24 protein-coding genes and 1 tRNA gene are annotated in these 25,675 nt (G+C 70.2%); 10 read left to right on the forward strand and 15 right to left on the reverse strand.

Features of this window, described 5'->3' with window-relative positions; all coding sequences use genetic code 11:
• Nucleotides 1–5 precede the first annotated feature (5 nt).
• The 3 genes from ACMW4R_RS14480 (at nucleotide 6) to ACMW4R_RS14490 (ending at nucleotide 2,927) form a co-directional block, all read left to right on the forward strand.
• Complete coding sequence (locus ACMW4R_RS14480; protein WP_058627674.1) at nucleotides 6–509, forward strand: hypothetical protein; 504 nt, start codon at nucleotides 6–8, stop codon at nucleotides 507–509.
• 64 nt (nucleotides 510–573) lie between these two features.
• Nucleotides 574–1,377 (forward strand): SDR family NAD(P)-dependent oxidoreductase, encoded by an 804-nt coding sequence (locus tag ACMW4R_RS14485; protein ID WP_418300213.1) that lies wholly within the window; start codon nucleotides 574–576, stop codon nucleotides 1,375–1,377.
• A gap of 311 nt (nucleotides 1,378–1,688) precedes the next feature.
• Nucleotides 1,689–2,927 (forward strand): serine/threonine-protein kinase, encoded by a 1,239-nt coding sequence (locus ACMW4R_RS14490; protein WP_418300214.1) that lies wholly within the window; start codon nucleotides 1,689–1,691, stop codon nucleotides 2,925–2,927.
• 23 nt (nucleotides 2,928–2,950) lie between these two features.
• On the opposite strand, the gene ACMW4R_RS14495 is transcribed toward ACMW4R_RS14490, so the two are convergent.
• Nucleotides 2,951–3,484, reverse strand: a complete 534-nt coding sequence (locus tag ACMW4R_RS14495) for a hypothetical protein (RefSeq protein WP_058615039.1) — start codon at nucleotides 3,482–3,484, stop codon at nucleotides 2,951–2,953.
• A 184-nt stretch (nucleotides 3,485–3,668) separates the two neighbouring features.
• On the opposite strand from ACMW4R_RS14495, the gene ACMW4R_RS14500 reads away from it, so the two are divergent.
• Nucleotides 3,669–4,583 (forward strand): AEC family transporter, encoded by a 915-nt coding sequence (locus ACMW4R_RS14500; RefSeq protein WP_418300215.1) that lies wholly within the window; start codon nucleotides 3,669–3,671, stop codon nucleotides 4,581–4,583.
• Nucleotides 4,584–4,668: 85 nt separating this feature from the next.
• On the forward strand, nucleotides 4,669–5,220 hold the full coding sequence (locus tag ACMW4R_RS14505; RefSeq protein ID WP_418300216.1) for an HdeD family acid-resistance protein: 552 nt from the start codon (nucleotides 4,669–4,671) through the stop codon (nucleotides 5,218–5,220).
• A gap of 65 nt (nucleotides 5,221–5,285) precedes the next feature.
• Here the strand turns inward: ACMW4R_RS14505 and ACMW4R_RS14510 are convergent, their stop codons facing one another.
• Nucleotides 5,286–7,256, reverse strand: coding sequence for a S9 family peptidase (locus tag ACMW4R_RS14510; protein ID WP_418300217.1), 1,971 nt, complete (start codon nucleotides 7,254–7,256; stop codon nucleotides 5,286–5,288).
• Between the two features lie 2 nt (nucleotides 7,257–7,258).
• The gene (locus ACMW4R_RS14515; protein ID WP_058628083.1) at nucleotides 7,259–8,023 is read right to left on the reverse strand and encodes an SDR family oxidoreductase; all 765 of its coding nucleotides are present in this window, start codon (nucleotides 8,021–8,023) and stop codon (nucleotides 7,259–7,261) included.
• Between the two features lie 154 nt (nucleotides 8,024–8,177).
• On the opposite strand from ACMW4R_RS14515, the gene ACMW4R_RS14520 reads away from it, so the two are divergent.
• Both ACMW4R_RS14520 and ACMW4R_RS14525 read left to right on the forward strand, forming a co-directional pair.
• Nucleotides 8,178–8,978: a glycerophosphodiester phosphodiesterase family protein gene (locus ACMW4R_RS14520; protein WP_058613541.1), complete on the forward strand. Its 801-nt coding sequence runs from the start codon at nucleotides 8,178–8,180 to the stop codon at nucleotides 8,976–8,978.
• Between the two features lie 109 nt (nucleotides 8,979–9,087).
• On the forward strand, nucleotides 9,088–9,459 hold the full coding sequence (locus ACMW4R_RS14525) for an RNA polymerase-binding protein RbpA (protein ID WP_058597908.1): 372 nt from the start codon (nucleotides 9,088–9,090) through the stop codon (nucleotides 9,457–9,459).
• A 15-nt stretch (nucleotides 9,460–9,474) separates the two neighbouring features.
• On the opposite strand, the gene lnt is transcribed toward ACMW4R_RS14525, so the two are convergent.
• From lnt to ACMW4R_RS14570, 9 genes are all read right to left on the reverse strand, one after another.
• The gene (lnt, locus tag ACMW4R_RS14530) at nucleotides 9,475–11,040 is read right to left on the reverse strand and encodes an apolipoprotein N-acyltransferase (RefSeq protein ID WP_418300218.1); all 1,566 of its coding nucleotides are present in this window, start codon (nucleotides 11,038–11,040) and stop codon (nucleotides 9,475–9,477) included.
• Between the two features lie 59 nt (nucleotides 11,041–11,099).
• Nucleotides 11,100–13,583 (reverse strand): DEAD/DEAH box helicase, encoded by a 2,484-nt coding sequence (locus tag ACMW4R_RS14535; RefSeq protein ID WP_418300219.1) that lies wholly within the window; start codon nucleotides 13,581–13,583, stop codon nucleotides 11,100–11,102.
• Nucleotides 13,580–14,338 (reverse strand): twin-arginine translocase subunit TatC, encoded by a 759-nt coding sequence (gene tatC, locus ACMW4R_RS14540; RefSeq protein WP_058597910.1) that lies wholly within the window; start codon nucleotides 14,336–14,338, stop codon nucleotides 13,580–13,582. The genes ACMW4R_RS14535 and tatC overlap by 4 nt, the downstream gene beginning before the upstream one ends.
• Before the next feature lie 63 nt (nucleotides 14,339–14,401).
• Complete coding sequence (tatA, locus tag ACMW4R_RS14545; protein ID WP_418300220.1) at nucleotides 14,402–14,656, reverse strand: twin-arginine translocase TatA/TatE family subunit; 255 nt, start codon at nucleotides 14,654–14,656, stop codon at nucleotides 14,402–14,404.
• A 91-nt stretch (nucleotides 14,657–14,747) separates the two neighbouring features.
• Entirely contained in the window at nucleotides 14,748–15,713 is a 966-nt protein-coding gene (locus ACMW4R_RS14550; protein WP_418300221.1) for a helix-turn-helix transcriptional regulator, read from the reverse strand.
• Nucleotides 15,710–16,702 (reverse strand): helix-turn-helix transcriptional regulator, encoded by a 993-nt coding sequence (locus ACMW4R_RS14555; protein ID WP_058628782.1) that lies wholly within the window; start codon nucleotides 16,700–16,702, stop codon nucleotides 15,710–15,712. The genes ACMW4R_RS14550 and ACMW4R_RS14555 overlap by 4 nt, the downstream gene beginning before the upstream one ends.
• 110 nt (nucleotides 16,703–16,812) lie before the next feature.
• Nucleotides 16,813–17,763, reverse strand: a complete 951-nt coding sequence (locus ACMW4R_RS14560; RefSeq protein WP_418300222.1) for an FKBP-type peptidyl-prolyl cis-trans isomerase — start codon at nucleotides 17,761–17,763, stop codon at nucleotides 16,813–16,815.
• A gap of 9 nt (nucleotides 17,764–17,772) precedes the next feature.
• Entirely contained in the window at nucleotides 17,773–18,798 is a 1,026-nt protein-coding gene (locus ACMW4R_RS14565; protein ID WP_418300223.1) for a tRNA (adenine-N1)-methyltransferase, read from the reverse strand.
• The gene (locus ACMW4R_RS14570) at nucleotides 18,795–19,511 is read right to left on the reverse strand and encodes an HAD family hydrolase (protein ID WP_418300224.1); all 717 of its coding nucleotides are present in this window, start codon (nucleotides 19,509–19,511) and stop codon (nucleotides 18,795–18,797) included. Before ACMW4R_RS14570 ends, ACMW4R_RS14565 begins: the two co-directional genes overlap by 4 nt.
• Nucleotides 19,512–19,606: 95 nt before the next feature.
• Between ACMW4R_RS14570 and ACMW4R_RS14575 the strand changes: the two genes are divergently transcribed.
• Nucleotides 19,607–20,473 (forward strand): PAC2 family protein, encoded by an 867-nt coding sequence (locus ACMW4R_RS14575; protein ID WP_058597917.1) that lies wholly within the window; start codon nucleotides 19,607–19,609, stop codon nucleotides 20,471–20,473.
• A gap of 119 nt (nucleotides 20,474–20,592) precedes the next feature.
• On the opposite strand, the gene ACMW4R_RS14580 is transcribed toward ACMW4R_RS14575, so the two are convergent.
• Complete coding sequence (locus ACMW4R_RS14580; RefSeq protein ID WP_058597918.1) at nucleotides 20,593–21,441, reverse strand: undecaprenyl-diphosphate phosphatase; 849 nt, start codon at nucleotides 21,439–21,441, stop codon at nucleotides 20,593–20,595.
• An 8-nt stretch (nucleotides 21,442–21,449) separates the two neighbouring features.
• Nucleotides 21,450–22,751: a M20/M25/M40 family metallo-hydrolase gene (locus ACMW4R_RS14585; RefSeq protein ID WP_418300225.1), complete on the reverse strand. Its 1,302-nt coding sequence runs from the start codon at nucleotides 22,749–22,751 to the stop codon at nucleotides 21,450–21,452.
• Nucleotides 22,752–22,922: 171 nt separating this feature from the next.
• Here ACMW4R_RS14585 and ACMW4R_RS14590 point away from each other — a divergent pair.
• A tRNA-Leu gene (locus ACMW4R_RS14590) sits at nucleotides 22,923–23,008 on the forward strand.
• A 165-nt stretch (nucleotides 23,009–23,173) separates the two neighbouring features.
• Nucleotides 23,174–24,217, forward strand: a complete 1,044-nt coding sequence (locus ACMW4R_RS14595; protein ID WP_418300226.1) for an isopenicillin N synthase family dioxygenase — start codon at nucleotides 23,174–23,176, stop codon at nucleotides 24,215–24,217.
• A gap of 205 nt (nucleotides 24,218–24,422) precedes the next feature.
• Here the strand turns inward: ACMW4R_RS14595 and ACMW4R_RS14600 are convergent, their stop codons facing one another.
• A complete protein-coding gene (locus tag ACMW4R_RS14600; protein ID WP_153001271.1) occupies nucleotides 24,423–25,502 on the reverse strand; it encodes a VIT1/CCC1 transporter family protein in 1,080 nt (359 codons plus the stop codon).
• Between the last annotated feature and the right edge of the window lie 173 nt (nucleotides 25,503–25,675).

Below are 25,675 nucleotides of genomic sequence, written 5' to 3' on the forward strand. Positions count from 1 at the left end.
GCCGGATGTCTCCCTCGAACACGCGAATTCTGGCCCTTTCCGGCACCGCGATCGCGCTCGGCGCCCTCGCGGGATGCTCCGGGGGTGAGGCGGAACAACCCTCGGCGACCTCTGCGGCGCCGTCGCCCTCGCTGACCACGACTGCGCCGCCTACGCCCGACCCCTGGGCGGGATACTTCGACGACGAGGTCGCCGACGCGGAGGTGGGGGAGTACCTCTGGCAGTCGTGGGGAACCTTCGGCGACAGCGGCCAGGTGGCTCCGCACCGCAGCGAGAATAGGACCGTTCAGCCCGGCGCGTACACCGTCACGCTCGAGTGCGCCGGCCCCGAGATGATGACCGGGCGGATCGCGACATCGGCGGGGACGTCGGTCATCGACCCGCTCTCGGTGTCGTGCATGGCGGCGACGCCCGTGCCGGTCGATCTTCCCGAGAAGGGCCTCCTGGTCGACCTCGACAGCGAGGGTGCCGCCGGGGCATTCCTGATCCGCGTGGCCGCCGCGGAGTAGCGCCGGGGGAGCGGGCACGATCGGCTCATAGGCTCCGGACAGCGGCACGGTCCACAATGAGCACATGACCCTCGCACTCGTCACCGGCACTTCCAGCGGCATCGGCCTCCACACCGCGATCGGCCTCGCGCGAACCGGCGTCGACGTGATCGCCACCGTCCGCGACACCGGCCGCGCCGACGCCCTGCGCGCGGCCGCCGCCGAGGCGCGGGTGGAGCTCGACATCCGCGCGCTCGACGTCACCGACGCCGAGGGCGCTCGTTCGCTCGTCGCCGACGCCGGCCCGCTCGACATCCTCGTGAACAACGCCGGCCGCGGCGCCGTCGGCACCCTCGAGCAGCTCAGCGACGAAGACCTCCAGTCGCAGCTCGACACGAACTACCTCTCCGTCGCGCGGCTGAGCCGACTCGTGCTGCCCGGGATGCGAGAACGGGGCAGGGGCCGGATCGTCACCGTCACGAGTGTCGGGGGAGCGGTGGGGCAGCCCTTCTCGGACGCCTACTGTGCCGCGAAATTCGCCGTCGAGGGCCTGATGCAGTCCCTTGCGCCGGTCGTCGCCCCCTTCGGCATCGACGTGTCGATCGTCGAGCCGGGTGCCGTCGCGTCATCGTTCACCGCCTCGGTCGAGCGCGCCGAGCCCGGCCCGTACGCGGCCCTCCAGCAGGCGTATCTCAATCGTGCGGCGACGTCGTTCGCGAGCGCGCAGTCGGCGGAGGATGCCGCAGAGACCGTCGTCGAGGCGGCCGTCACCGACGCACCGCGATTCCGCTGGCAGACCTCGGAGTCCGCGCTGCGATTCGCCGGCCTGTCGCTCGCCGACCTCAGCGGCTCGCGTGTGCTCGACGTGACGTCGCACTGGGTGCGCTGACCGCCCGATCCCGCGTCGAGTGTCCAAGACACGCCGCTCTGGCGCGCACCGTTACGGCGTGTCGTGGACACTCGACAGGTAACACACCGCGGGTGGAGTGGGGACGCGCGTCCGAACTTGAGCTGACATAATGTGCATTATCGGCGGTGCCACGATCGCGGCGCTAGCGTCAGGGCCGGGCCGCATTATGTACCCCGCGGCACCGTCGCACCACCCCCGAATCGAGCGGTCCTTCCGCGCGTAGCGTCCCAGAAGAGTCAGGTGCCGCCCGTCGTCGAGGTGCGCGCAGGCTCGCTGAACCGAAGGACCGGATGAGCCAGTCGATCGATGCCGCTATGCCGCACACCGGCGACACCCTCGGAGGTCGCTACGTGCTGTCCGACCGCGTCGGGGCCGGCGGAATGGGCCGTGTCTTCCGCGCGCGCGACACCGTCCTCGCGCGCGACGTGGCGATCAAGCTCTTCCACACCGACCAGGCCGACGCCATCGAACCCGGGCGTCGTCTGTCGGAAGCACGTGTTCTCGCCGCGTTCGACCATCCGTCGCTCGTCACGCTCTACGACGCTCGCCTCGACGCCGGCGACCACATCTACCTCGTCATGGAGTACGTCGACGGCCCTTCCCTGCAGCGACGCATCGAAGCGGGCGCTCTGGAGCCCGCCTTCGTCGCGGCGCTGCTCGTCGATCTCGCGCGCGCCCTCGCCGCGGTGCACGCCACCGGCGTGGTCCACCGCGATGTGAAGCCGTCGAACGTGCTCCTGCGTCCCACCCGCCATTCTCCGCACGGCTTCGAGGCCGTTCTCGCCGATTTCGGCGTCGCCCACCTGATCGACGCGACGCGTCTGACCACCCCGGGAACCGTCATCGGAACGGCCGCGTACCTGGCCCCCGAACAGATCCGCGGCGAGCCGCCCCAGCCGGCGTCCGACATCTACGCCCTCGGGCTGCTCACCATCGAAGCCCTCACGCGCCTGCACCCCTACCGGGGCGGGACGCTGCAGGAGACGGTACTGGCACGACTCGCCTGTCCCCCGTCGATTCCCGCCTCCGTGGGTCGCGAGTGGGCGTCGCTGCTCACCGACATGACCGCGTTCGATCCCGCGGTGCGCCCCCCGGCGGCCGTGATCGCCGAACGAGCGGCGGCGCTCGCCCTTTCGCCGGCCATCGAGATCCTGGATGCCGACGACCTCGACCTCCTCGACCTGCTCGACGTCGAGACGGCTCCCTGGGCGCCGCTTCCCGACCTCGAGGTCTCCCCCGCGACGTCGGTTTCCGAGACGGCTCCGCCCGCCGACTCCGGCGCAGCGCCGAGGCCCGCGAGCGACGTCCGTCGGCGCGCGACGGCACCACGACGACCCGCAATCCGCCGCGCCTGGCTGGGTGCCGCCGTGCTGGCCGCGGTGCTCGTCGTCGGAGGCCACGTGTTGGCCCTCTCGCTCCTGGCTCCGACGCAGCACGTGACGGAGATCGCGCCGTCTCCCTCTCCGAGCGCTCCTGCGGCGCAGGATCCCGCACCCGCGCAGCAGGTCGCCGTTCCCGGCTCGCGCTGACGCGGCGGGAACGGCGACCGATCTCAGCGCATCACGAGCGTCTGGGTGCGGACCCCGAGCTTCTGAGCGATGTTCATCGCCGAACCGTCGGCCACCATCGCCCAGTTCTCGCCGAGCAGGTAGCTGGTCACCTCACCGACCTTGACCACGGTCTGCGCGTCGAACCACTTCTGCGCCTCGTCGGCCGTCGCGAACACCGCGACGGTCTGCATCTGACCGGACGCACCCGTGCAGTCGATCGACGACGTGGCGAGCGAGAGACCCGAGTCCTTCGGGTCGGTGCAGACGCCACCGGCCGCCACGAATGCGTCGACGACCGCTCGCGCGGTGTCGAAGCTCGAGGCGTTCGCGTCGTCGATGTCGGCGGCGTAGTCGTCGAGTTCGTCGTCGAGGTCGTCGTCGGCGTCATCCGCCTTCGCGCTCGCCGACGCGGCCGAAGCCTGGTCTGCCGTCGACGGAGCGGGGCTCGAGCATCCCGTCAGCCCGAACGCCGCGGCGGCCACGATGATAGAGGCCCCCAGGGCCAAAGCGGTCTTCTTCTCCAGCAGCGTGCGCACGTGATTCCTCTCGATGGGTGAAACGAGCCGCGGACTCTCCCGATCCGCGGTCGTGAGCCGATGCTATCGGCGGCCCGACGCCGGTCTCGGGGACCGCCGTGTAACGATTCGACGGCGCCGTTCCTCGCACTACGCTCGGAGGGATGCCTTCCGCCGCCCCCGCGCCTCTCCCCCGGACCCGCGGATGAGCGGCGTCCTCACGGGCTTCGCGGTCGTCGTCGGATACGTGATCGCTCGGATCGACCTCCTCGGACCGCACGCCCGTCCCGTCCTCAGTCGACTGACGTTCTTCGTCCTGTCGCCCTTCCTGTTGTTCACCGTGCTGGCGACGGCCGACGTCGGCACCCTGTTCTCGGCTCTCCTTCCCGTCTCGATGATCACCGCGGCCGTCATCATCGGCATCTACGCGCTCATCTCGGCCGTGATCCTCCGGCGGCGCGTCGGCGAGACGGTGATCGGTGCGCTGTCCGCCGGGCAGGTGAACAGCAACAACATCGGCATCCCGATCTCGCTCTACATGCTGGGCAACGCGGCGTACTCCGCTCCGGTGATCCTGTTCCAGTTGCTCGTGCTGATGCCCATCGCGCTGTCGATCCTGGATGCCGCGACCTCCGGCTCGCGATCGCCGTGGCGCATCCTCCGGCAGACGGCGAAGAACCCGATGCTCATCGGCTCGGCCCTCGGGGTGTTGGTCGCCGTGCTCGACATCGATCTGCCGCCGATCGTCTTCGACCCGCTGCATCTCATCGCCGGCGCCTGCGTGCCGGTGCTGCTGATGAGCTACGGCATGTCGCTGTACGGGCAGCGTGTGCTGACCGAGCCCGGACGCCGCCTCGACGTGATCCTCGCCTCCGCCTTGAAGCTCGTCGCGATGCCGGCGCTCGCATGGGCGGTCGCCACGTGGTTCGCACTGCCCGCCGACCAGGTCTTCGTCGTCGTTGTCCTCGCGGCCCTCCCGACCGCGCAGAACGTCTTCAACTTCGCCCAGCGCTACGGTGTGGGCGAGATCCTCTCGCGCGACGTCGTCTTCATCTCGACGATCGGATGCCTTCCCGTCCTGTTCGCGGTGGCGCTCCTCCTCGAGCACTCCCCCGCGTGACCGTCAGGGACGACGCGTTGGCGAGAGTCTCATCCTCGGGTCTAAGGTGAGCACTGTTCTCAGCTTTCACTCAGAAAGGCTCACCATGTCGCTCTCGTCCACGACCAGCCCCGCCGTCGGAGCCGTCCGCACCGCTCTCGGCGTCAGCGGCGCGCTGTCGCTCGTCATCGGTCTGCTGATCCTCATCTGGCCGGGTCGTACCGCCGAGATCGCCGTCGGAATTATCTCGGTCTACGTCATCATCGCGGGCCTCGTGAACATCGCGATCGGCCTCTTCTGGCGCTCCGGCTGGGCCCGCATCGGCTACATCGTTCTCGGCGTGCTCTTCATCGTCGCGGGCGTCTTCTCGTTCGCGAACCTGTCCGCGACCACCGCGTGGTTCGGGGTCTTCATCGGCACCCTCGTCGGCATCCTGTGGATCGTGGAGGGCGTCGTCTCCCTCACCACCGTCGGTCACGGGTCGAAGGCACGCGCGTGGACGATCTTCTTCGCGATCGTCAGCATCCTGGCGGGCGTCGTCCTGCTGTTCTCGCCGCTCCTGGGCGCCGTGACGCTCTTCCTGCTGATCGGCATCTCGCTGGTCGTGCTCGGCGTCTTCCAGATCGTCCGCGCGATCCAGTTCGGCAAGGCCGCGTAACCCGACGTCTCGTCACCCCGACGAGGAAGGGGCCGGATGCCATGGCATCCGGCCCCTCTCGTGTGTCAGGCGATCGGCAGATACCTGTTCCACCAGTCGAGCACCGCGTCGAAGCGCTGGACGCGATGCTGGGGGCGACCGCCGCGCGTGAGCTCGTGATCCTCCCCGGGGAAGATGAGCATCTCGGCCTCGGTGCCCTGTCGCTTCAGCGCCGCGTAGTAGCGCGTCGCCTGCTCGAGCGGGCAGCGGAAGTCGAGCTCGGAGTGCAGCACGAGGGTGGGCGTCCGCACCTGATCGACGACGGCCATCGGACTCTGCGCCGCGATCCGGTCGGGGTCGGTCCCGACGTACTCCTGGCCGAAGAACGAGCCGATGTCGCTCGAACCGGGGAAAGCGGTCGGGTCGAGGAAGCCGCGCTCCACGATCGCCCCCGCGAAGCGGTGATCGTGCGCGATCACCCACGCGGTCATGTACCCGCCGTACGAGCCGCCCATCACGCCGACGCGGTCTCCGTCGAGGCGCGGGTCGGCCGACACGACACCGTCGAAGAAGTCCATGACGTCGAAGAAGTCGAGCGTGCCCATCCGCTGACGGATCGAGCGCCCGTGGGCGCGGCCGTAGCCGGCGCTGCCACGCGGGTTGCTGTAGACCACCGCGTAGCCCGCGTCGACGAGCACCTGGGTCTCGTCGAACACGTGCACGCCGTACGAGGCGTAGGGTCCACCGTGGATCTGCAGGATGACCGGGAAGGGCCCCTCCCCCTCGGGCGTGGCGACCCAACCGTGCACGGGGTAACCGTCGCGGCCGACGATCTCGTGCTCGACGGGCACGACGACCCCGCGCTCGCGCACGCCGGCACCGAAGTCCGTGAGAGCGCGCACCTCGCGCCCCTCGACCAGGATCACCTCTCCGAAGGACTCGGGTGAAGCGACGGATGCCACAACCCGCCCGTTCGCCACGGCGTGCCCGTTCACCTCGAGGTCTCCCCCGAGCACCTCGGTCACCTCTCCCCCGCGCGTGACGCGCAGCAGGCGCAGGCGGCCGCGCGTGCGGTCCTGGACGAGTGCGTCGTCGCCGTCGAACGAGATGTGGCTGCCACCCTCGCCGAGGTCGATCGTCTCGGCGTCCGTGAGGCACCGCGGGCCCTCAGCCTCGAGTGCGAACAGCGCAATCCCCGGGGCGACGAAGTCGAGCCCTTCCGGCCCCACGTCGTTCGCGAGCACGAAGACCGTGCCGTCGGGAGCGACGGCCACCTCGGCGATCGAGAGGTCGGCGTCACGGCCGAGCACCTCGCGCTCGCCGCTCCCGTCGACGGCGACGGCGACGACGCGGTCGCGGAGGTCGGGGCGATCGGCCTCGATGACGTCGGGCACGCTCAGGATCTCGGCGCCGTCGCGCGTCCACACGACCCCGTTCCAGCTCGTCTCCCCAGCCGTCAGGCGGGTGGGCTCCTCGGCGACGACACGCTTCTCGGTCTCGTCGAGCGACGGAGCCGGTGCGTAGAACGGCTCCGCATCCGTCGCGGGGGCGTCCACGACGAAGAGGCGGTTGGGGCGATCGAGGTAGCCCAGCCCGTTCGCGTGCCAACGGATGCCGGTGACCCGACGGGGCGGTTCGGCCGCGGCATCCCGACCCTTCACCGTGCCGTAACGGCCGGGCTCGGGAACGCGCGCCGAGAACGCGAGACGTTTGCCGTCGGGTGACCAGGCGAGATCGGTGACGCCGCCGGGCTGGTCGGTGACCTGCACGGGCTCGCCGCCGCCCGCGGCCACGGCGAAGATCTGGGCACGGCCCTGATCATCGGCGCGGAGGAACGCGATCGTGCCACCGTCGGGCGACACGCGCGGCGCGCGGTCGGCCACGCCCCGGGTCAGACGACGCGGCGGACCGGCGGGCAGGTCGATTCTCCAGAGCTGTCCGACGCCGCGGTCCGCGGCGAGGTCAGGACGGGAGGTGGCGAAGACGACGAACCCGCCGTCTGGGGAGAGGACCGGGCGTCCGACGGAGATGAGCGCCTCGATGTCGACCGGACGCACGCTCACTCGCCTCCGAACGAACCCGTGTCTCCGACGAGGCGCGTGTTGTCGGCGGGCACCGGGTCGACGGCCGCGCGAGCGACCTCGGCGGCGAACTCCGCGACGTTGTAGAGCTTGCCGGCGTCTTCGCGGCGGGCGGAGATGGCGCCCGGGTTCGCGCGCTCGAGCAGGGTCGCGGTGATCGTGCCCTCGATCATGTCGCCAGAGACCACGGTGAAGCCGATGCCGCGCTCCTCGAGAGCGGGGATCTTCTCGCGCAGGGCGTCCTCGCCGGCACGCTTCGACAGGGCGACCGGCTCGTACTCCGGCATGGTCGGCGTCGTGCGGATGAAGTGCGCCTGGTGGCTCGTGACGAAGACCACGCGGGCGTCGTCCTTCAGCAGCGGGAGGGCCGTCTCGAGCACGTTGATCTGTGCGTCGCGGTTCAGCACGAGGGCGTAGTCCTCGGCCATACCCGACTCCATGCCGCCCGAGGCGTTGAGCACGAGGATGTCGAGACCGCCGAAGGTGCGCTCGACCTCGTCGAACATCGCCTTCACCGATTCGGGATCGGTCAGGTCGGCACCCACGACGAGGGCCTCGACACCGAGCTCGCGCAGCTGCGTGGCGAGCTTCTCGGCACGGGGCGCCTTGTTGCGGAAGTTGATGACGACATTCGCACCGGCCTCGGCGAAGTAGCGCACGGTGTCGGCGCCGATGCCGCGCGACGAGCCGGTGACGAGGGCGGTCTTGCCGCTCAGGGAGCCGGACGGAAGGGTCTGGGACACGGATTCTCCTGACGATTCGTGATCGAGCCGCGCACCGGTGACGGCGCGGACGACCTTCCCACCCTACCGAGCCGCACCCGCTTCGCTCCGGGCTCGGACCGGGTTCATGGGCGTGTCCCACCCGCGTGCTACGTTGCCCGCGGAGGCCCCCGACATGATTCCTTCGAGCGCGCCGCGTCACCCCTACTTCGCCGCCGGCGACCCGCCGCGGGTGCTCGCGCACCGCGGCCTCGTCACCGCCGAAGCCGCATCGGCGGGGGTCGTCGACAACTCGTTCGCGGCGGTCGCCGAAGCCCATGCGGTCGGTCTCGCGTACGTCGAATCGGATTGCCATCTCACGGCCGACGGCGTCGTCGTCCTCTTCCACGACGACGACCTCGCCCGCGTCACGGGCGACCCCCGACGAATAGCAGAAGTCCGCCTGCACGAGCTCGAAGAGGTGATGTCGGACCACGGGGGGCTCATCACCCTCGAACAGGCCCTCGAGGCGTTCCCCGACACGCGATTCAATCTCGACGTCAAAGCCGAGGCGGCCGCCGACCCCGTGGGCCGGTTGGTCGCCGCCCAGGCGCACCGGGTCCTCCTGACGAGCTTCTCGGAGGAGCGGCGGCGGCGCGCCCTCGACGCGGCCATGACCGCGGGAGCGAGCGTGCGACCGGCGACCTCGCCCGGATCGGCGACCGTCGCGCGGCTCGTCGCCGCCGTCGCCACGGGCGTCGCACCCGTCGCCCGACGCGTGCTGCGCGGCCTCGACGCCCTCCAGATCCCCGAGCGGCAGGGACCGGTGCGCGTGCTCACGCCGCGACTTCTCCGCATCGCGCACGCCGTCGGCGTCGAGGTGCACGTCTGGACCGTGAACGACCGCGACGACATGATGCGCCTGCTCGAGATGGGCGTCGACGGTCTGGTCACCGACCGCGGCGACATCGCGCTCGAACTGGTGAACGGCCGCTGAACACCCGGGGTCCTGAGCATCGCCTGTGAGTTCTGCCAGCACGCGCTCATTTCGAATAAAGCGCACAGGTGCGGTCGTTATACATGGGGACCGACGAGAGGACCACACAATGGCAGATCGCAGTCTTCGAGGCATCCGACTCGGCGCACAGAGCCTTCAGAGCGAAGACGGGGTCGTTTTCCACGACCGCGCGCAGCACACCTACTCCTGCAGCACCTGCGGGCGTGACACCGTCCTGACCTTCGCGGCTGACGCCGAGGTTCCCCAGTCCTGGGAGTGCCGCACCTGTGGTGCAGAGGCACTCCTGCGGATCGGTGAGGGCACCGCGACCGTCGACCACAGCGACGACAAGGCTCCGCGCACCCACTGGGACATGCTTCTGGAGCGCCGCACGATTCCCGAGCTCGAGGAGCTGCTCGAAGAGCGCCTCGCGTTCGTCCGCGCACGCCGCGGCGCCGGGGATCAGAAGATCAGCGCCTGACGCTGACCGAAGAGTTCAGACGCCGGCCCCCTCGGGGGTCGGCGTCTTCCTCTGTCTGCGCGAGCGCACCGCGACCGACAGCCCGGCGACGAGGAGCGCGACGAGCGAACCGGCGCCCAGCACGATCTTCACCGCCGGACCGATGACGACGGCCGGTGTCAGTCCGGTGCGCAGGGGAACGTCCGTGATCATGTGCCCGGCGACGTCGACCGGGAGTTCGGCGAGCGTCGCCCCGTCGGGAGCGATCACCTGACTCGTACCGACGGTCGAGATGTTCACGACCGAGCGACCCGTCTCGATCGCGCGCATCCGGGCGAAGGCGAGCTGCTGCAGGTTCTCGTCCGTGCCGCGGAAATCGGCGTTGTTCGTCTGGAACATGTAGACCTCGGCGCCGTCGTCGGCACCGTCCCACACGACGTCGTCGTAGATCACGTCGAAGCAGATCGCGAGCCCCACCCCGATGCCGTTCAGATCGAACAGCGGCCGCGCGGTGCCGGGCGTGTACTCGCGGCCGATGAGGCCGATGAGGTCGGGAGCGAACGGCTCCCAGAACGCCCGGTCCGGAACGTACTCGCCGAACGGCACCGGATGCCGCTTGTCGTACGTCTGCTCGGGCCCACCGTCGGCGGTCCACAACAGCGACGAGTTGAAGAGCTCGGGTCCCCGTTCGGTGACCGCCGACACGATCAACGGCGCGTCGACGCGGCGGGACAGCTCATCCAGCACCGCGGCGGTCTGCGACGAGGTCGTGGGGTCGGAGTCGACGCCACCCTCGGGCCACAGGAGCACGTCCATGTCCTGGCCGAAGAGCGGGGCGGATGCCGCGAGCTGGGCGTTCAAGACAGCGCCCCGCGCGCGCTGGTCGAAGTAGCCCGCGGGCCCGTTCCCCTGCACGGCGCCCACGCGCATCGAACCGGCATCCGTCGTGGGGAACTGCGGAAGCGCGACGAGGACGACGAGCAGCACGGCCGCCGGCACGGCGCGCCGCAGATCGCGGAAGCGCCCGGCCCGGACGAGTTCGATCACCATCGCGCACAGCATCACGACGAGGAAGGTCAGTCCCGACATCCCGACCCACGACGCGACCTCCGCGAACGGGCCGTTCACCTGGGACACACCGATTCGCCCCCACGGGAACCCGCCGTACGGCCACGACCCGACGATCTGCTCGCGGAGCGTCCAGAGGCCCGCGACGAGAGCGGGAAGCAGGACGAGTCGACCGACGAGGCCCGGCATCACCCGCGGAAGCCAGCGGTACGCGAGAGCGATGGGCACCGCGAACACCGCCGTCAGCAGGGCCTCGAGCGTCGAGAGCGCGATCCACGGAATGGGACCGAGGTAGCGCGCGGTGAAGAGGAGGTTGACCGAGAAGAAGGTCGCCCCGAAGAGGAGACCCACCAGCACCGCCGCCCAGAAGCGTCGCCCCGCGAGGGCGACGAGGGCCATCACCACGGCGGGGAAGGCCATCGGCCACCACGCGAGCGCGGGGTAGGCCGTGACGAGCAGAAGACCCGCGGCCGCGGACAGGGGCGCAGCGATCGCCAGCGGGACGATCGGTCGCGGCGACTCGGCGAGGGGCACCCTCCCAGCCTAAATCGCCGGAATCGTCCCCGCGCTCAGGTGACGCTTCTGCCCGAGGCTCACGCCGAGGTGTAGGCGACGATCCCGCGGCGCACCGCGTCGAGCGCCGTCCGCGCGGTCCTGGCGAGCTTCGGCTCCGCGACGAGCGAGATCTGGTCGAGCAGGTCGATGGTCTGCTTGGCCCAGCGCACGAAGTCGCCGGCGGCCATGTCGGCGAGCGTCAGCACGCTGTCGAGCGGCAGTCCCTTCGCCCACGCGTGCATGGCGGGCGCCAAGCCCGAGGCGGGCGACTCGGACCCCGGGAGGCGGTGGTCGCGTTCGAGGTCGTCCAGCTCTTGCCAGAGCGTCTGCGTGGCATCCAGGGCCCCGCGGAAGGCACCCCGGGGCAGCCCCCGCTCGCCCGGTCCGGCTTCGTCGCGTCGCGGCTCGTAGACGAGGCAGCACGCGAGCGCCGCGAGCGAGGGGGCGTCGAGGTCGTCCCACAGGCGCTGGCGAAGGGATTCGGCGACGAGGAGGTCGCGCTCGCCGTAGATCCGCCGCATCGTGCGTCCCGCCGGGGTGAGGACGGTCGACCCGTCGTCGTCGGTGGACACGTACTCGAGCGTCGCCAGGACCTCGACGACCCGGTCGAACACCCGCGCGACCGTTCCCGTGCGTTGATCGATCTGCTGACGGGTCTTGTCGGTCGTCCGCTTGAGCTTCCAGTAGCGCTCGGCCCACCGCGCGTGCGACTCACGGTCGGGACACGAATGGCACGGATGCCGCTGCATCCGGCGACGGAGGGACTGGATCTGCTGCTGTCGCTCGTCGCGCAGACGACGGGGGGCCGTGGCATCCCGACGATTGATCTTCTCGAGATCGCTCAGTTCGCGGCGGATCGTGGAGTACTCGCGGAAGTCGCCGCGGTCGCACGTCATCGCGCTCTCGTAGCCGGCGAGCGATTCCTCCGCCTCTTTCACCTGCCGGGCGAGGCCGACGACCGAACGGTCGGCCTGGAACTGGGCGAACGACGACTCGAGGATCTCTCGCGCGCGCGACCGCCCGAACTGATCGATGAGGTTGACCGCCATGTTGTACGTCGGCCGGAAGCTCGAGTTGAGCGGGTACGTGCGCCGCGAGGCGAGGGATGCCACGGACTGAGGATCCAGGCCCTCGGTCCACTGCACGACGGCGTGACCCTCGACGTCGATGCCGCGTCGCCCGGCCCGCCCGGTGAGCTGGGTGTACTCCCCCGACGTGATCGCGACCCGGGCCTCGCCGTTGAACTTCTCGAGCTTCTCGAGCACCACGGTTCGCGCGGGCATGTTGATGCCGAGAGCGAGGGTCTCGGTGGCGAAGACGACCTTGACGAGTTTGCGCCGGAAGAGCTCTTCGACGACCTCCTTGAACGCCGGCAGGAGCCCCGCGTGGTGCGAGGCGATGCCGCGCTCGAGGTTCTCCCGCCACTCCCAGAAGCGCAGGACCGCGAGGTCTTCATCCTTGAGGGTGAACGTGAGCTCGTCGACGATCTGCCGGATCTCGACGCGCTCCTCGGCGGAGGTGAGCCGGACGTTCGCGCGGCGAAGCTGCTGCACGGCGGCGTCGCAGCCCGCGCGGCTGAAGATGAAGAAGATCGCCGGGAGCAGATGGTTGCGCTGGAGGAGCTCGACGACCTCGGGTCGGTCGATGCGCTCGATGCGAGGCCCCTGCGACGCACGGACAGGTTTGTGCCCGCCGCGACGCTGGTGCGCGTGGCGCGGACCACCCGCGTGACGCTGCGAGCGGTACTCCTGGGCGCGGCGGTTGTTCTCGTACCCTCCGGCGTTGCCGCCGCGGATGCGGAGGAGCTCTTGATTCACCTGAGCCGTGGCGACGCCCGCGCGATCGTCGAACAGGGGCAGCAGATCGCCGCGCACGAGCACGTGCTGCTCGAGCGGCACGGGCCGCGTCTCGGAGACGATGACCTCCGTGTCTCCGCGGACCGTGTCGAGCCAGTCGCCGAACTCCTCGGCGTTGGAGACCGTCGCCGACAGCGAGACGAGCTTCACCGACCGCGGGAGGTGGATGATCACCTCTTCCCAGACCGCGCCGCGGAAGCGGTCGGCGAGATAGTGCACCTCGTCCATGACCACGAATCGGAGGCCGCGCAGCGCCGGCGAGTCGGCGTAGAGCATGTTGCGGAGGACCTCGGTCGTCATCACGACGATGCGCGCCGAGGCGTTGATGTTCGTGTCGCCCGTGAGCAGTCCGACTTGGTCGTCGCCGTAGACCTCTTGGAGCTCGTGGAACTTCTGATTCGACAGGGCCTTGATCGGAGTCGTGTAGAAGGCCTTGTCACCGGGTTCGAGCATCGCGAGGTGGATCGCGAACTCCCCCACGATCGTCTTGCCGGCACCGGTGGGTGCCGCGAGGAGAACGCTGCGCCCGTCCTCGAGAGCGTGGCATCCGGCGATCTGGAAATCGTCGAGCTCGAAACTCTGCGCCTCGGCGAAGTCGGCGGTGTGAGGGTGCGCGGAGCGGGCCGAGGCCCGCGCGAAGCGATCAGCCGGGCTGAGTCCGCTCACGCGGTCGGTCCCAGCAGGCCCTCAGCGGCCATGCGGCGCGCCTTGCGGCGATCGAAGAGCATCGACACACCGGCCGCCGCGAAGAACAGCACGACCAGGATGCCGGCCAGCATGAGCATGCTGACGATGTCGGCGGCCGGGGTGGCCAGGGCGGCGAACAGCGTCGCGATGAGAACAGCGACGCGCCACCCCTTGAGGATCGCCCTGCCGCTCATGACGCCGGCGACGTTCAGGGCGACGAGGAAGACGGGCAGCACGAAGGCGACGCCGATGACCAGCATGAGCTTGAACACGAAGTCGTAGTAGTCGGCCGCGTTGTAGAGGTTGGCCGCGCCCGTCGGCGTGAAGCTCCACATCAGCTGGATCACGTGCGGGACGATCAGCACGCCGACGTAGCACCCGCCGAAGAACAGCGGCACGGCGGACGCGACGAAACCGATCGTGTAGCGGATCTCTTTGCGCGTGAGGCCGGGCATGATGAACGCCCAGATCTGCCACAGCCAGATCGGCGCCGACAGGAAGATGCCGATAGTGAAGGCGATCCGCATTCGCAGGTCGAACGCCGACGTGACCGCCGTGAAGTTGATGGCCGAGAGGTTGTCGCCGCGTTGAGCGGCGATCTCGCGGACCGGGACGGTGATCCACTCGATCACGGGCGAGGTGATCGCGAACGCGACGATCATCCCGACGATCAGCGCCGCAGCGGCGATCATCAGGCGCTTGCGCAACTCGATGAGATGGGCGCCGATCGACATGCGCTTGTCGCGCCGCGGTCCTTCCGGAACGTCGATCCGCGGGGGTCCTGCCGTGGTCACGCCTTAAACAGGGGTGTCGTTCGGCTTGCGCTGCTCGGGGGCCGCGGCCGTGGCCGTGCCGACCTCGGTGGCACGCGTGGCGTCGGTGTTGCCGGCGTCGACCTCGTCGTCGCGCTTCATCTCTTTCATCTCGTTCTTGAAGACACGAGCGGACTGCCCCACGCTCTTCGCCAGCGCCGGGAGCTTGGTCGCGCCGAACAGAAGGAGAATGACCGCGAGAACGATCAGCAGGTGTACTCCGGTGATTCCCTGGAACATGATGACTCCTCGTCAGTCTCGGGGGTGATCGTCAGTCTAACCCGCGCAGGTGCACGAAAGCCCGGATCACGGGCAAGGTTCACCCCTTCGGTCAACTGGCGTACTGGGCGAGACCGGCCGCGGCCCAGGCGGCGGCTGCCCGCCGCGCCCCTTCCGGCTCGAGCAGCTCGACATCGCCGCCCCGTCGCGCGGCGAGTCTCTTCAGGCTCTGCTCGTCGGCGAGGCGCAGCGACGCGATCGACGCGTCGCCGTCGTCGGCGATATCGGCGCGTTCGAGGTAGTCCGCGAGCAGCGGAGCGACCTCGCGCGGGAAGCGGAATCGGGCGACGACGTCGTCGTCCGCGGGGGCGAACAGGTCGGGGACGGGGTCAGCGCCGTGCTCAGCGGGGATGTCGGTCAGCACGGGATCGCTCACCCGGTCGAGATGGAATGTCCGTACGGCCTGCCGCGTGTGGCACCAGCCCTGGAGGTACCACTGGTCGTTCGCGATGTGGACCTTGATCGGGTCGACCGTGCGCAGGGTCGGCCCCGCACCCGGCGCTCGATACGTGAAACTCACCGCGACCCGGGCGCGCAACGCGCGGTCGACGACGTCCCGCACCCCGTCGACGGGGCCGGATGCCACGATGACCGGTGGTGGGCTCGACGACGCGCCCCGCGAGAGCTTGGCCAGCAGACCGGTGACGAGTTCGTTGTCGGCGACGCCGGGAAGAGTGCGCGCAAGCTGCAGACCGGCCAGCAGCGCGGCGGCCTCACGGGCGGTCAGCCGCGGAGACCGCTCGAGCCCGACCGTGTTCGTCATGGCGATGATGTCCTCGCGTTCGAGGAGGTCCCAATCGATGTCGAACAGCTCGTTCGGCAGCTGCCAGTAGCCCCGCTCCCCCGGCAACCCGATCACGGTCAGCCGTTCGACCATGGCGCGCATCTGCCCGGGTGTGACGTCGAACTCCTTCGCCGCCTCGGCGACCGAGACCTCGCCCTTGCCGATCAGATACGGCACGAGCTGGAGGAGCAGAGCGGCACGGTCCAGCGCCTGCAGGGGCCGCTCGGCGGTCATGCCGCACCCCCGTGCAGCGCGAGGGTGGCTTCGAGCCGACGGACCACTTCGTCCCGCAGGCTCTGCGGCTCGACGACGCGGACCTCCGGCCCGTACGACGCGAGCTCGTCGGCGAACACGTGCAGGTCGACGTAGGGGACGATGACGCCCTGCGGAGCCGGCAGCGCCCGACGGGCGAGCCGCAACGCCGCCTCGGTGCCGGGATGCACTTCGAGGAGAGCACGCTGACGGCTCGCGACCTCGTGGAGACCGGCCAGAGCGCGTTCCCCCGCGCCCTGCCGCAAAGAGGGCGAGAACTTCTCGCGGGTGACGACAACGTCGCCGACGACCCGGGAGAGCAAGAACGTGCGATCGGCATCCATCGTCAGATCGAAACCGAACACGTGCCAGCGCGCCTCGTACTCGACCAGGGCGAGGGGGCGGATCCGCCGCTCGCGCGGACGGGGCTCACCCGGGCGGAGGTAGGAGAACGTGACGACGCGGCACTCCTCGATCGCCCTCTGGAATGTCGGGAAAGACGCGTCACGGACTCTGATCCGCGGCGCGTAGCCGATGATCGGCTCGTCGACGGCGATGCCGAGCGCGCGGATCTTGCGCAGACCGCTTCGCGCGTCGGCCGAGAGCGACTCGCTGCCCCAGACGTCGCCGGCGATGTTGAGCAGAGCGATCTCGGCCGGGCTGAACGAGATGTCGTCGGGGAGGGCGTACTCCGCCGTCGGAACGCGGTACCGCGCTTCACGCAGGTCGTCGGGATCGGCTCGCTCGCCGATCGTCTCGATCGGGATGCCGAGACCGCGCAGGTTCTCCTTGTCGCGCTCGAACATCTTCTCGAGCGCATCTTTCGACGCTCCGGCTTCGAGCTGCTCGCGGTACCCGGCCACGGAGGAGAGGATCGTCTCTTTCGTCAGCCCCTGCTCGGTCGCCATGAGGGCGACGACGAGGTTGACCAGTCGCTCCTCGGGAGCGCTTCTGGAGCTGGTGGCGGGCACTCGCCCATCCTAGGCGCGGAGGGGACGACGGTCCCTCCCCGCAGCGCGATCAAGCGACGCGATGGCGCGACGGCGAACCGGGCCGCGCGGACGAACCGCCTCGGGCCGGGTCAGCCGACCGTGCCCAGGATGTCGACGACGTAGACGAGGGCCTTGTCGGCGGGCGCGCGCAGCGCCTGCTGGTCGGCCGAGGTCTGGTCGGCGGGAACGACGACGAGGACCTGCGATCCCACCGTCTGCCCCTCGAGCACCGAGGCCAGGGAGGGCGGCAGCTGGGATGCGGTCGCCTGGCCGGGAGCACCGTTCTCCCAGGTCGAGAAGAAGGTGGTCTTGGCACCCCAGGCGACACCGAGGACGTGGATCATGACGTTCGAGTCCGCCGTCAGCACCTCGCCGTCGCCCTTCTTGAGCGTCTCGGTGCGCACGTCGGTCGGCGCATCGTTCTGCGGGAACGAGACGCCGGGCTGGCCGCTGGGGGCGCGCACGACCGAGGGCATGCCGGTTCCGGCGTTGAACTGCTCGACGCCGTCGGCGGCGGGCAGGAAGACCTTGCGCACATCGAAGACGAACACCGCCGGAGCGCCCGCCGTCAGGCCGAGACCCTGGGCCTGCTCGGCGGGGAGCGTGTCGCTCGGAAGCGCGACGGCCACCCGCGAACCCTCGGCCGCACAGTGCAGGAGTTCGCCCACGCCCGGAATGTTCTTCTCGAGCTCGAGCAGGGTGAGCGGCCGAGAGAAGTCAGCGGCGTAGGGAGTCGCGATCGCCGTCTCGCCCGTCGCGGCGTTGACCACGGTCACATCGAGGAAGGCCTGCTGGCCATCCTCGGTCAGCTTCTCACCGTCGCCCTGAACGAGCGTGTCGACCGCCGTCTGCGTGGGGAGGTAGGGGCTGCGCAGGTTCACCGTCGGCGCGGTGCCCACGTCGCCCGTCGCCGAGATCGCCGCCGACAACGCGGGGTCGGCGGTCGGGGTCGGGCACGAGGCGCCGGCGGAGGCGGAGCATCCGACGAGACCGAATCCGGCGAGGGCGGTCACGGCGACGAAGGCGGGGAGTCTACGCACCGGAACAGTTTAGGGCGTCGCGTCCGATGAATCCGCCGAGGGCGCTGGGAGGTCATGGCGCCGACGCACCCCGTCGGCCGCCTTCTGCGCCTCGCGCACGCGCTTGCGGAGGTTCTTGTCGGTGATCTCGCGATCGCCGACAGCCCCCGGCGTCCACAGCTCCACGTCTTCGTCGCCGTAGCTCGACTTCGACGCGCGCCGTTTGACCTCGGGCGGCACGGCGCCCGGCGCGAGCCGACGCGCGGTGAGGAGGAAGCCCGTGTGCGCGATCATCCGGTGGTCGGGGCGGACGGCGAGACCCTCGACGTGCCACCCGCGGACCATGGTCTCGGAAGCATCCGGATCGGTGAACAGACCCGTCGCGCGGATGTACTCGGCGACGCGACTGAGCTGCGTGGCGGTCGCGACGTAGCAGAGCACCACTCCGCCGGGCGTGAGGGCGTCGGCGGCGACGTCGATGCACTCCCACGGCGCGAGCATGTCGAGCACGACCCGATCGACCGAGCCCGGCTCGACGGCGGTGGGAAGGCTCTCGACGAGGTCGCCCACGACGACATCCCAGGTCGAGGGAGGGCCACCGAGGAAGGTCTCGACGTTCGCACGGGCGACGTCGGCGAACTCCTCACGACGCTCGAACGACACGAGGCGTCCCGCGGGACCGATCGCGCGGAGCAGCCAGAGCGACAGCGCACCGGAGCCGACACCGGCCTCGACGACGGTCGCGCCGGGGAAGATATCGGCCGCCGAGAGGATCTGCGCCGCGTCCTTCGGGTACACGATCGCCGCCCCGCGGGGCATCGACATGACGAAGTCGCGCAGGAGCGGACGCAACGCGAGGTATTCGTGCCCCGCGCTGTTCGTGACGACGCTTCCGTCGGGCTCGCCGACGAGCAGCGAGTGCTTCAGCACGCCATTGTGCGTGTGCAGCTCACCGTCCTCGCGCAGGGTGATCGTGTGCAGGCGCCCCTTGGGGCCGGTCAGCTGCACGCGATCGCCGGCCCGGAACGGGCCGCTCAGGTGCGGGGTCTCACTCATCGGGTCTCCTGCGGGGTGGTGGTCGAAGCGGTGGGGAAGGCGGGCGTCTCGCGCCGCGAGGCGTGGAGCGCGCGGAGGTCGGCGGTGGTGCGGCCATCGAGGGTCGGCCAGAGCGCGTCGGCGCCGAGACCGTCGAGCGGAACCATGAGGGGCACGCCGAGCGAGACGGCGCCGCTGGCGAGGGCAGAGCGCAGCCCGTTGGGCGAGTCCTCGATCGCCACGGCGTCGGCGACGTCGACGCCGAGCGCTGCGCACGCCTGGAGGTAGGGGTCGGGATAGGGCTTCGGGCGCTCGACGTCGTCACCGGCGACGACGACGTCGAAGGCCGGGAAGTCGATCAGTTCGGTCACCGACAGGGCCATCCGCCGCATCGACATGGTCACGAGCGCTGTCTTCACCCCGTTCGCCCGGAGGTCGGCGAGAAGTTCCCGCGCCCCCGGACGGAACGGCACGCCGACCACGGAGAGCTGACGCAGCACCTCGTCCGTGAGGTACGCGATGATCTCGTCGACACCCCAGGGCACGCCCGCGTTCTGCAGCAGGCGGGCCGAATCCTCGAGGGCGAGGCCGACCATGCCGAGCGCCTGCTCGTGCGACCACGTTCCCCCGAAGCGCTCGACCAGGGGCGTCTCGGCGGCCATCCAGAACGGTTCCGTGTCGACAAGAGTGCCGTCCATGTCCCAGAGGACGGCGGCGGGCGCGGAAGAGGTCATCGTTCCATCGTATCGAGCGCGCCCCGCCGGACCGCTCGCCGCGAGCGCATGCGCCTATCCTGGAACCCAGCCCTTCCCGGGGCAGAGGAGGTCGCGTGGACGCACTGGGTCGCCGGATCATCGTCGCCGCTTTCGACGGATGGAACGACGCGGGAGAGGCGGCGTCCGCCGCCGCGAGTCTTCTGCGCGCCGACACCGAGTACGAAGTGGTGCACACGGTCGACCCCGAGCTCTACTTCGATTATCAGTACACGCGTCCGCAGATCGGCCTGGATGCCGAGGGCCACCGCACGCTCACGTGGCCCGAGGCGCGTCTGCTGCGCCCGGCGCACCGATCGGACGACGCGGAGATCTGGCTGCTCGTCGGGGTCGAACCCGCGCGCGCGTGGCAGGCTTTCGCCGCCGAGTTCATCGACGTCGCCCTCCGCGAGGACGTGACGGGGTTCGTCGCGCTCGGCTCGATGATGTCGGACGTGCCGCACACGCGCCCGATCTCGGTCTTCGCGGGAAGCGACAACGAGGGCGTCCGACAGGCACTCGACCTCGAACGGAGCCTGTACGAGGGTCCGGTGGGCATTCTCAGCGCGATCGGTCACGCGGCCGAGGGGGTCGGCATCCCGACCGCCAGCCTGTGGGCGAGCGTGCCGCACTACGTCGCGGGTCACACCCCGTCGCCGAAGGCGACCCTGGCGCTTCTCGACCGCCTGCAGTCGATCACCGGCATCGAGGTCCCGCGCGGTGATCTCGCCGCCGAGGCCGTCGCGTGGGAGGCGTCGATCGACGCGGCCGCGGCGGACGACGAAGAGATGAGCGAGTACATCCGCCAGCTCGAGCAGACCCGCGACACGTGGGACTCCCCCGAGGCTTCCGGCGACGCGATCGCCCAGGAGTTCGAGCGTTACCTGCGCCGCGGAGGCGACGGGCCGAGCAAGCCCGGTCGCGACGACCCGCCGCGCCGCTGAGCTCCGCCGCACGGGGCCGGGTCCCTTCTGCGGGCTCGAGACCTCGGACGCCGAGGGGGCTCCCCCGGACGCGACGACGGCGCCGCCCCGAGGGGACGGCGCCGTCGTGGCATCCGGGATCAGCTGGTGATGACCGTCGACACCGCGGGGATGACGCCGGTCAGCAGCAGGATGATGATCAGGATGCCGAGCGCCACGCGGTAGATCACGAACGGCAGGAAGCTGCCGCGCTTGAGGTACTGCATGAGGAACGCGATGACCAGGTAGCCGACCACGAACGCGATCACGGTCGCGATGGCGGTCTCGCCGAGGTTGTAGGGACCGGTGCCCTCGTCGAAGCTCTTGTAGAGCTCGTACAGTCCGCTCGCGAACACCGCCGGCACGGCGAGCAGGAACGAGTACTCGGCGGCAGCCGTGCGCTTGTAGCCGAGTGCACGGCCGAGCGTCGTGGTCGCGCCCGAGCGCGAAACGCCCGGAACCAGGGCCAGAGCCTGCGCGAAACCGAAGGCGAAGCCGTGACCGACCGTGAGGTCGTCGAGGTCGCGACGACGCTTGCCGTAGTGATCGGCGAGGCCCAGCAGGATGCCGAAGACGATCAGGACGATCGCGGTGATCCAGAGGCTGCGGAAGTTGTCGCGGATGAGGCTCTGCAGGAGGAAGCCGAGCACACCGATCGGGACGGTGCCGATGATGATGTACCAGCCCATGCGCGCGTCGGGGTCGTTGCGCGGGACACGGCCCGTGAGGGACAGGAACCAGCGCGAGAGCACGCGGGCAATCTTCTTGCGGAAGTACAGGAGCACCGCGAGCTCGGTGCCGATCTGGGTGATGGCGGTGAACGTCGCGCCGGGGTCGGTCTGCGACGGGAGGAACTCGCCCACGATGCGCAGGTGGGCGCTGGAGGAGATGGGGAGGAACTCGGTGAGGCCCTGAACGAGCCCCAGGATGATGACCTCGAGAATATGCATGCGGTCCTTCAGTACGTTCGGATGAGGTCGGCGAGGACTCGTCGACCGAACTCGAGCGCGTCGACGGGGACACGCTCATCGACACCGTGGAACATCCCGGTGAAGTCGAGATCGGCGGGGAGTCGCAACGGCGCGAACCCGTAACCGGAGATTCCGAGGCCGGCGAGGGCCTTGTTGTCGGTGCCGCCACCCATGAGGTACGGCACGACCGGCACGCCGGGGTCATGACGGCCGAGCTGCGCGACCATCGCGTCGACGAGGTCACCCGAGAACGGCACCTCGAGACCGATGTCGGTGTGCACGACCTCGATCTCGATGTCGGGCCCGACGATCCGACGGATGTCGGCGAGGGCCGCCTCCTCGGTGCCGGGGAGGACGCGCACATCGATGAGGGCCTCGGCCCGGTCGGGGATCACGTTGTGCTTGTAGCCCGCGGTCAGGCCCGTGGGGTTGGTCGTGGTCCGAAGCGTCGAACGGATGAAGCTGGATGCCGCGCCGGTGCGCAGTGCGAGCGCGTCGGGGTCGCCCGTGTCGTCGCCCGTGATGTCGGCGAGGCCGTTCAGCAGCGCCGCCGTGGTGTCGGTGAGCCGGATGGGCCACTCGGTGCGGCCCAGGGCCGCCACCGCCTCCGCCAGCCGGGTGACGGCGTTGTCGGGATGCAGGCCACTGCCGTGCCCCGCGCGGCCACGGGCGATGAGCTTGATCCAGATGAGGGCCTTCTCCCCCACCTGCAGGAGGTACGCGCGACGGTCGCCGACCGCGATCGAGTAACCGCCGACCTCGCTGATCGCCTCGGTGGCACCCCGGAACCAGTGCGCCCGATCCTTCACGACCAGGGCGGAGCCCTCGACGCCGCCGTTCTCCTCGTCGGCGAAGAAGGTCACGATGATGTCGCGCTCAGGCTGCTCCCCCGCGCGCAGCACATCGGCGACGGCGGTGAGGATCATGGCATCCATGTCCTTCATGTCGACCGCTCCGCGGCCCCACAGGATGCCGTCGCGGATCTCTCCCGCGAACGGATCGACGCTCCAGTCCTCGGCGACGGCGGGCACCACGTCGAGGTGTCCGTGCAGGATCAGCGCCGGCTTGTCGGAGTTGCGGCCGGGCACGCGCGCGCAGACGTTCGTGCGGCGGGCGATCGGCTCGTAGTACTCGGTCGCGAGGCCGAGTCCCTCGAGGTATGCGCCGACGTATTCGGCCGCCTCGCGTTCGCCGTTCGAGCGTCCACCCCCGTAGTTCGAGGTGTCGAACCGGATGAGGTCGGACGCCACACGGGCGACCTCGGGCACGTCGTTCTCGAGCTCGGGCATGCGCACTACGGTACCCGGGCGCGGACCTGCGAACCGTCCTGTGTCGGCGTACGGCGGGCCCTCGCAGGCCTCGCGGCCGCCGAGCCGCGCCCGGGGTGCACGCTCGGTTCGAGACGGGGCTCCGGTCGTGGTAATGTCGTTCCTCGTTGCGCAAGCAACACACACCCAGATGCGCGGGTGGCGGAATAGGTAGACGCGCTAGCTTGAGGTGCTAGTGCCCGTATTAGGGCGTGGGGGTTCAAGTCCCCCCTCGCGCACAAAACGAAGAAGGCCCCGGATTCGTCCGGGGCCTTCTTCGTTTCTCCGGGGATCGGGTCGGGCCCACGCCGCCGGCGTTCTTCGACGTGCTCCGGCACGCAAGCCCCGCCCAACCGTGACACCTCAGTAACACCCGCGTGACACACCCGCCCTAGCGTCGGAGCATGCCTCCATTCGCGGTTCCCCTCATCGACATCTCCGCCTGGGTCGGCGACGGGTCGGTTGACGCCCGAGCCGCCGTGGTGGCGGCGATGGACCATGCGGCACGCACCGTGGGCTTCATGCAGGTGGTGGGTCACGGCATCCCGGACTCCGTCGTCTCGGGCCTGACGGGAGCGCTCGACGAGTTCTTCGCGCTGCCGTTGGATGCCAAGAAGGCCTACGTGCGACCGGCGGCCGAGAACCGCGGCTACAGCCCGCCCAAGAGCGAGTCGTTGAGCTACAGCCTCGGCGTCGACCCGGTGACGCGGATGAACGACTTCTTCGAGGCGTTCAACGTGGGAGCCTCGTGGCGCGACTACCCCGGCACGAGCACCACGGTCGAGGACTACGCCGAGAACACGTGGCCGGATGCCGTGCCGTCCTTCCGCGGCGCGGTCAAGACGTACTTCGACGAGGCGCGCAGAGTCGCCCACACCCTCACGCGGATCCTCGCCGCGGCGCTCCGGGTGCGCGAGGACTTCTTCGACACGCTCACCGACCACTCGATCGACGTGCTGCGGATGAACAACTACGCCCTCCCGCCCGGTTCGATCGAGCTGGGTGCGGAGCTGACGGGCATGGGCGAACACACCGACTTCGGCCTCGTGACGGTGCTCTGGGCCGACCAGGTCGCCGGGCTCCAGGTGCTCGGGCAGGACGGATCGTGGAACGACGTATCGCCGGCCGACGGTGCCCTGCTGGTCAATCTCGGCGACGTCGCGGCTCGGCTGACGAACGACAAGTGGATGTCGACGCTGCACCGGGTGAAGCCCCCGGTGATCGACGGCACGATCGAGCGCCGACGCTCGGCGGCGTTCTTCCACGACGGCAACGCCGACGCGGTCATCGCTCCGCTCCCGCACTTCGTGACGCGCGAGGCACCGGCGCTGTACGAGCCGGTGACGGTCCGCGAACACATCGCGGCGAAGCTCGCGGGCTCGCGGGCCGGGCGGAAGAACGTCACCGCGGTGCGCGAGGCCGCGCGCGTCGCCGCCAGCCGCGGATAGCCCGCCGCCGACGCTCCCGCGGTGCGCCGCGAGGCGGCGTGCGGCGTGTCTGGGGCGCGGGGCGGGGCGCGTCCGCTGTGCCGGGGATGCCGCCGGGCGCAGCGCCGTCGACCACGCATAAACGCGATGGCGCACGAACGGCGGACACCGCCAGCGCGCTCAGGGAGAGCCGCGGGCCGCGCCACAGCCGGGGCGCGCCGCGGCCTCAGGCCGCCGACACCCCGAACAGCAACCCGAGAACGTACGTCACCGCGGCGGCGCCGAAGCCGATCGCGAGCTGACGCAGGCCGCGCTTGAGAGGCGACGCACCCGAGAGCAGGCCGACCATCGCACCGGTGCCCATCAGAGCCACGCCGACGAGGGCGAGCGCGACGACGACCGCGACGAGGCCGGACAGGCCGAAGATCCACGGCAGCACCGGGATGATGGCGCCGGAGGCGAAGAACAGGAAGCTCGAGAGCGCCGCGCCCCACGCGCTGCCGACGACCTCGTGCGACGACTCCCCCGGAGCGGCCGCGGCGGGGGCCGTTCCGGCCTGCGCGGCCGTGACGACCTCGCGCGCCTTCGCGAGGGCGTCGTCGGGTTCCATGCCGCGGGTGCGGTACACGAGCGCGAGCTCGTTGGCATCCAGATCCAGGTGGGGCAGAGCCGAGTCGGCGAAGTCGCTCTCCTCGGTCGCTTCGAGCAGCTCGCGCTGCGAGCGCACCGACACGAACTCGCCGGCGCCCATCGAGAGGGCCCCCGCGAGGAGCCCGGCGACGCCGCTGAACAGCACGAAGCTCGGCGCGACGCCGGTTGCACCCACGCCCATCACCAGGGCGAGGTTCGAAACGAGCCCGTCGTTCGCACCGAAGACGGCGGCGCGGAAGGTCCCCGACAGACGCCGACGCCCCCGCGCGGCGAGACCGCGGACCACCTCGTGGTGCACGCGCTCGTCGGCGGCCATCGCCGCGGTCGCGTACGGCTCGTCGGCGTAGGGCGAGCGGGCCTCGGCGTTCTGCGCCAGGGCGAGGACGAAGATCGAACCGAAGCGGCGGGCCATCCAGGCGAGCAGGCGGGTTCCGAGGCCGGGCTGCGGCAGACGCTGCGGCTTCTCGCCGAGCAGGTCGATCCAGTGCTGCTCGTGGCGTCCTTCGGCTTCCGCGAGGGCGAGCAGGATGTCGCGTTCCTCGCCGGTGCGACGGGACGCGAGTTCGCGATAGACGCGCGCCTCGGCACGTTCGTCGACGAGGTAACGCGCCCAGCGGCGGCGGTCGCGGGCGGTGGGTGTGGCGGCGGTCGTCACGGGGCTCCTTCGGGTCGTCCCCACCGTAGTGAGGCGAACTCGCACGCTCGGGCGCGTCGCCCAGACTGACAGCATTTCGGGCTTCCGAAGGCCGGGATGACGCGGGTGCCGGGGCGCCGGTACCAGCATTTCGGGCGCGCGAAGTCACGGCGCAGCACACCTGCATGACCGAT

The sequence above is a fragment of the Microbacterium sp. S1037 genome (assembly GCF_048381605.1).
GTDB lineage: Bacteria > Actinomycetota > Actinomycetes > Actinomycetales > Microbacteriaceae > Microbacterium > Microbacterium testaceum_B.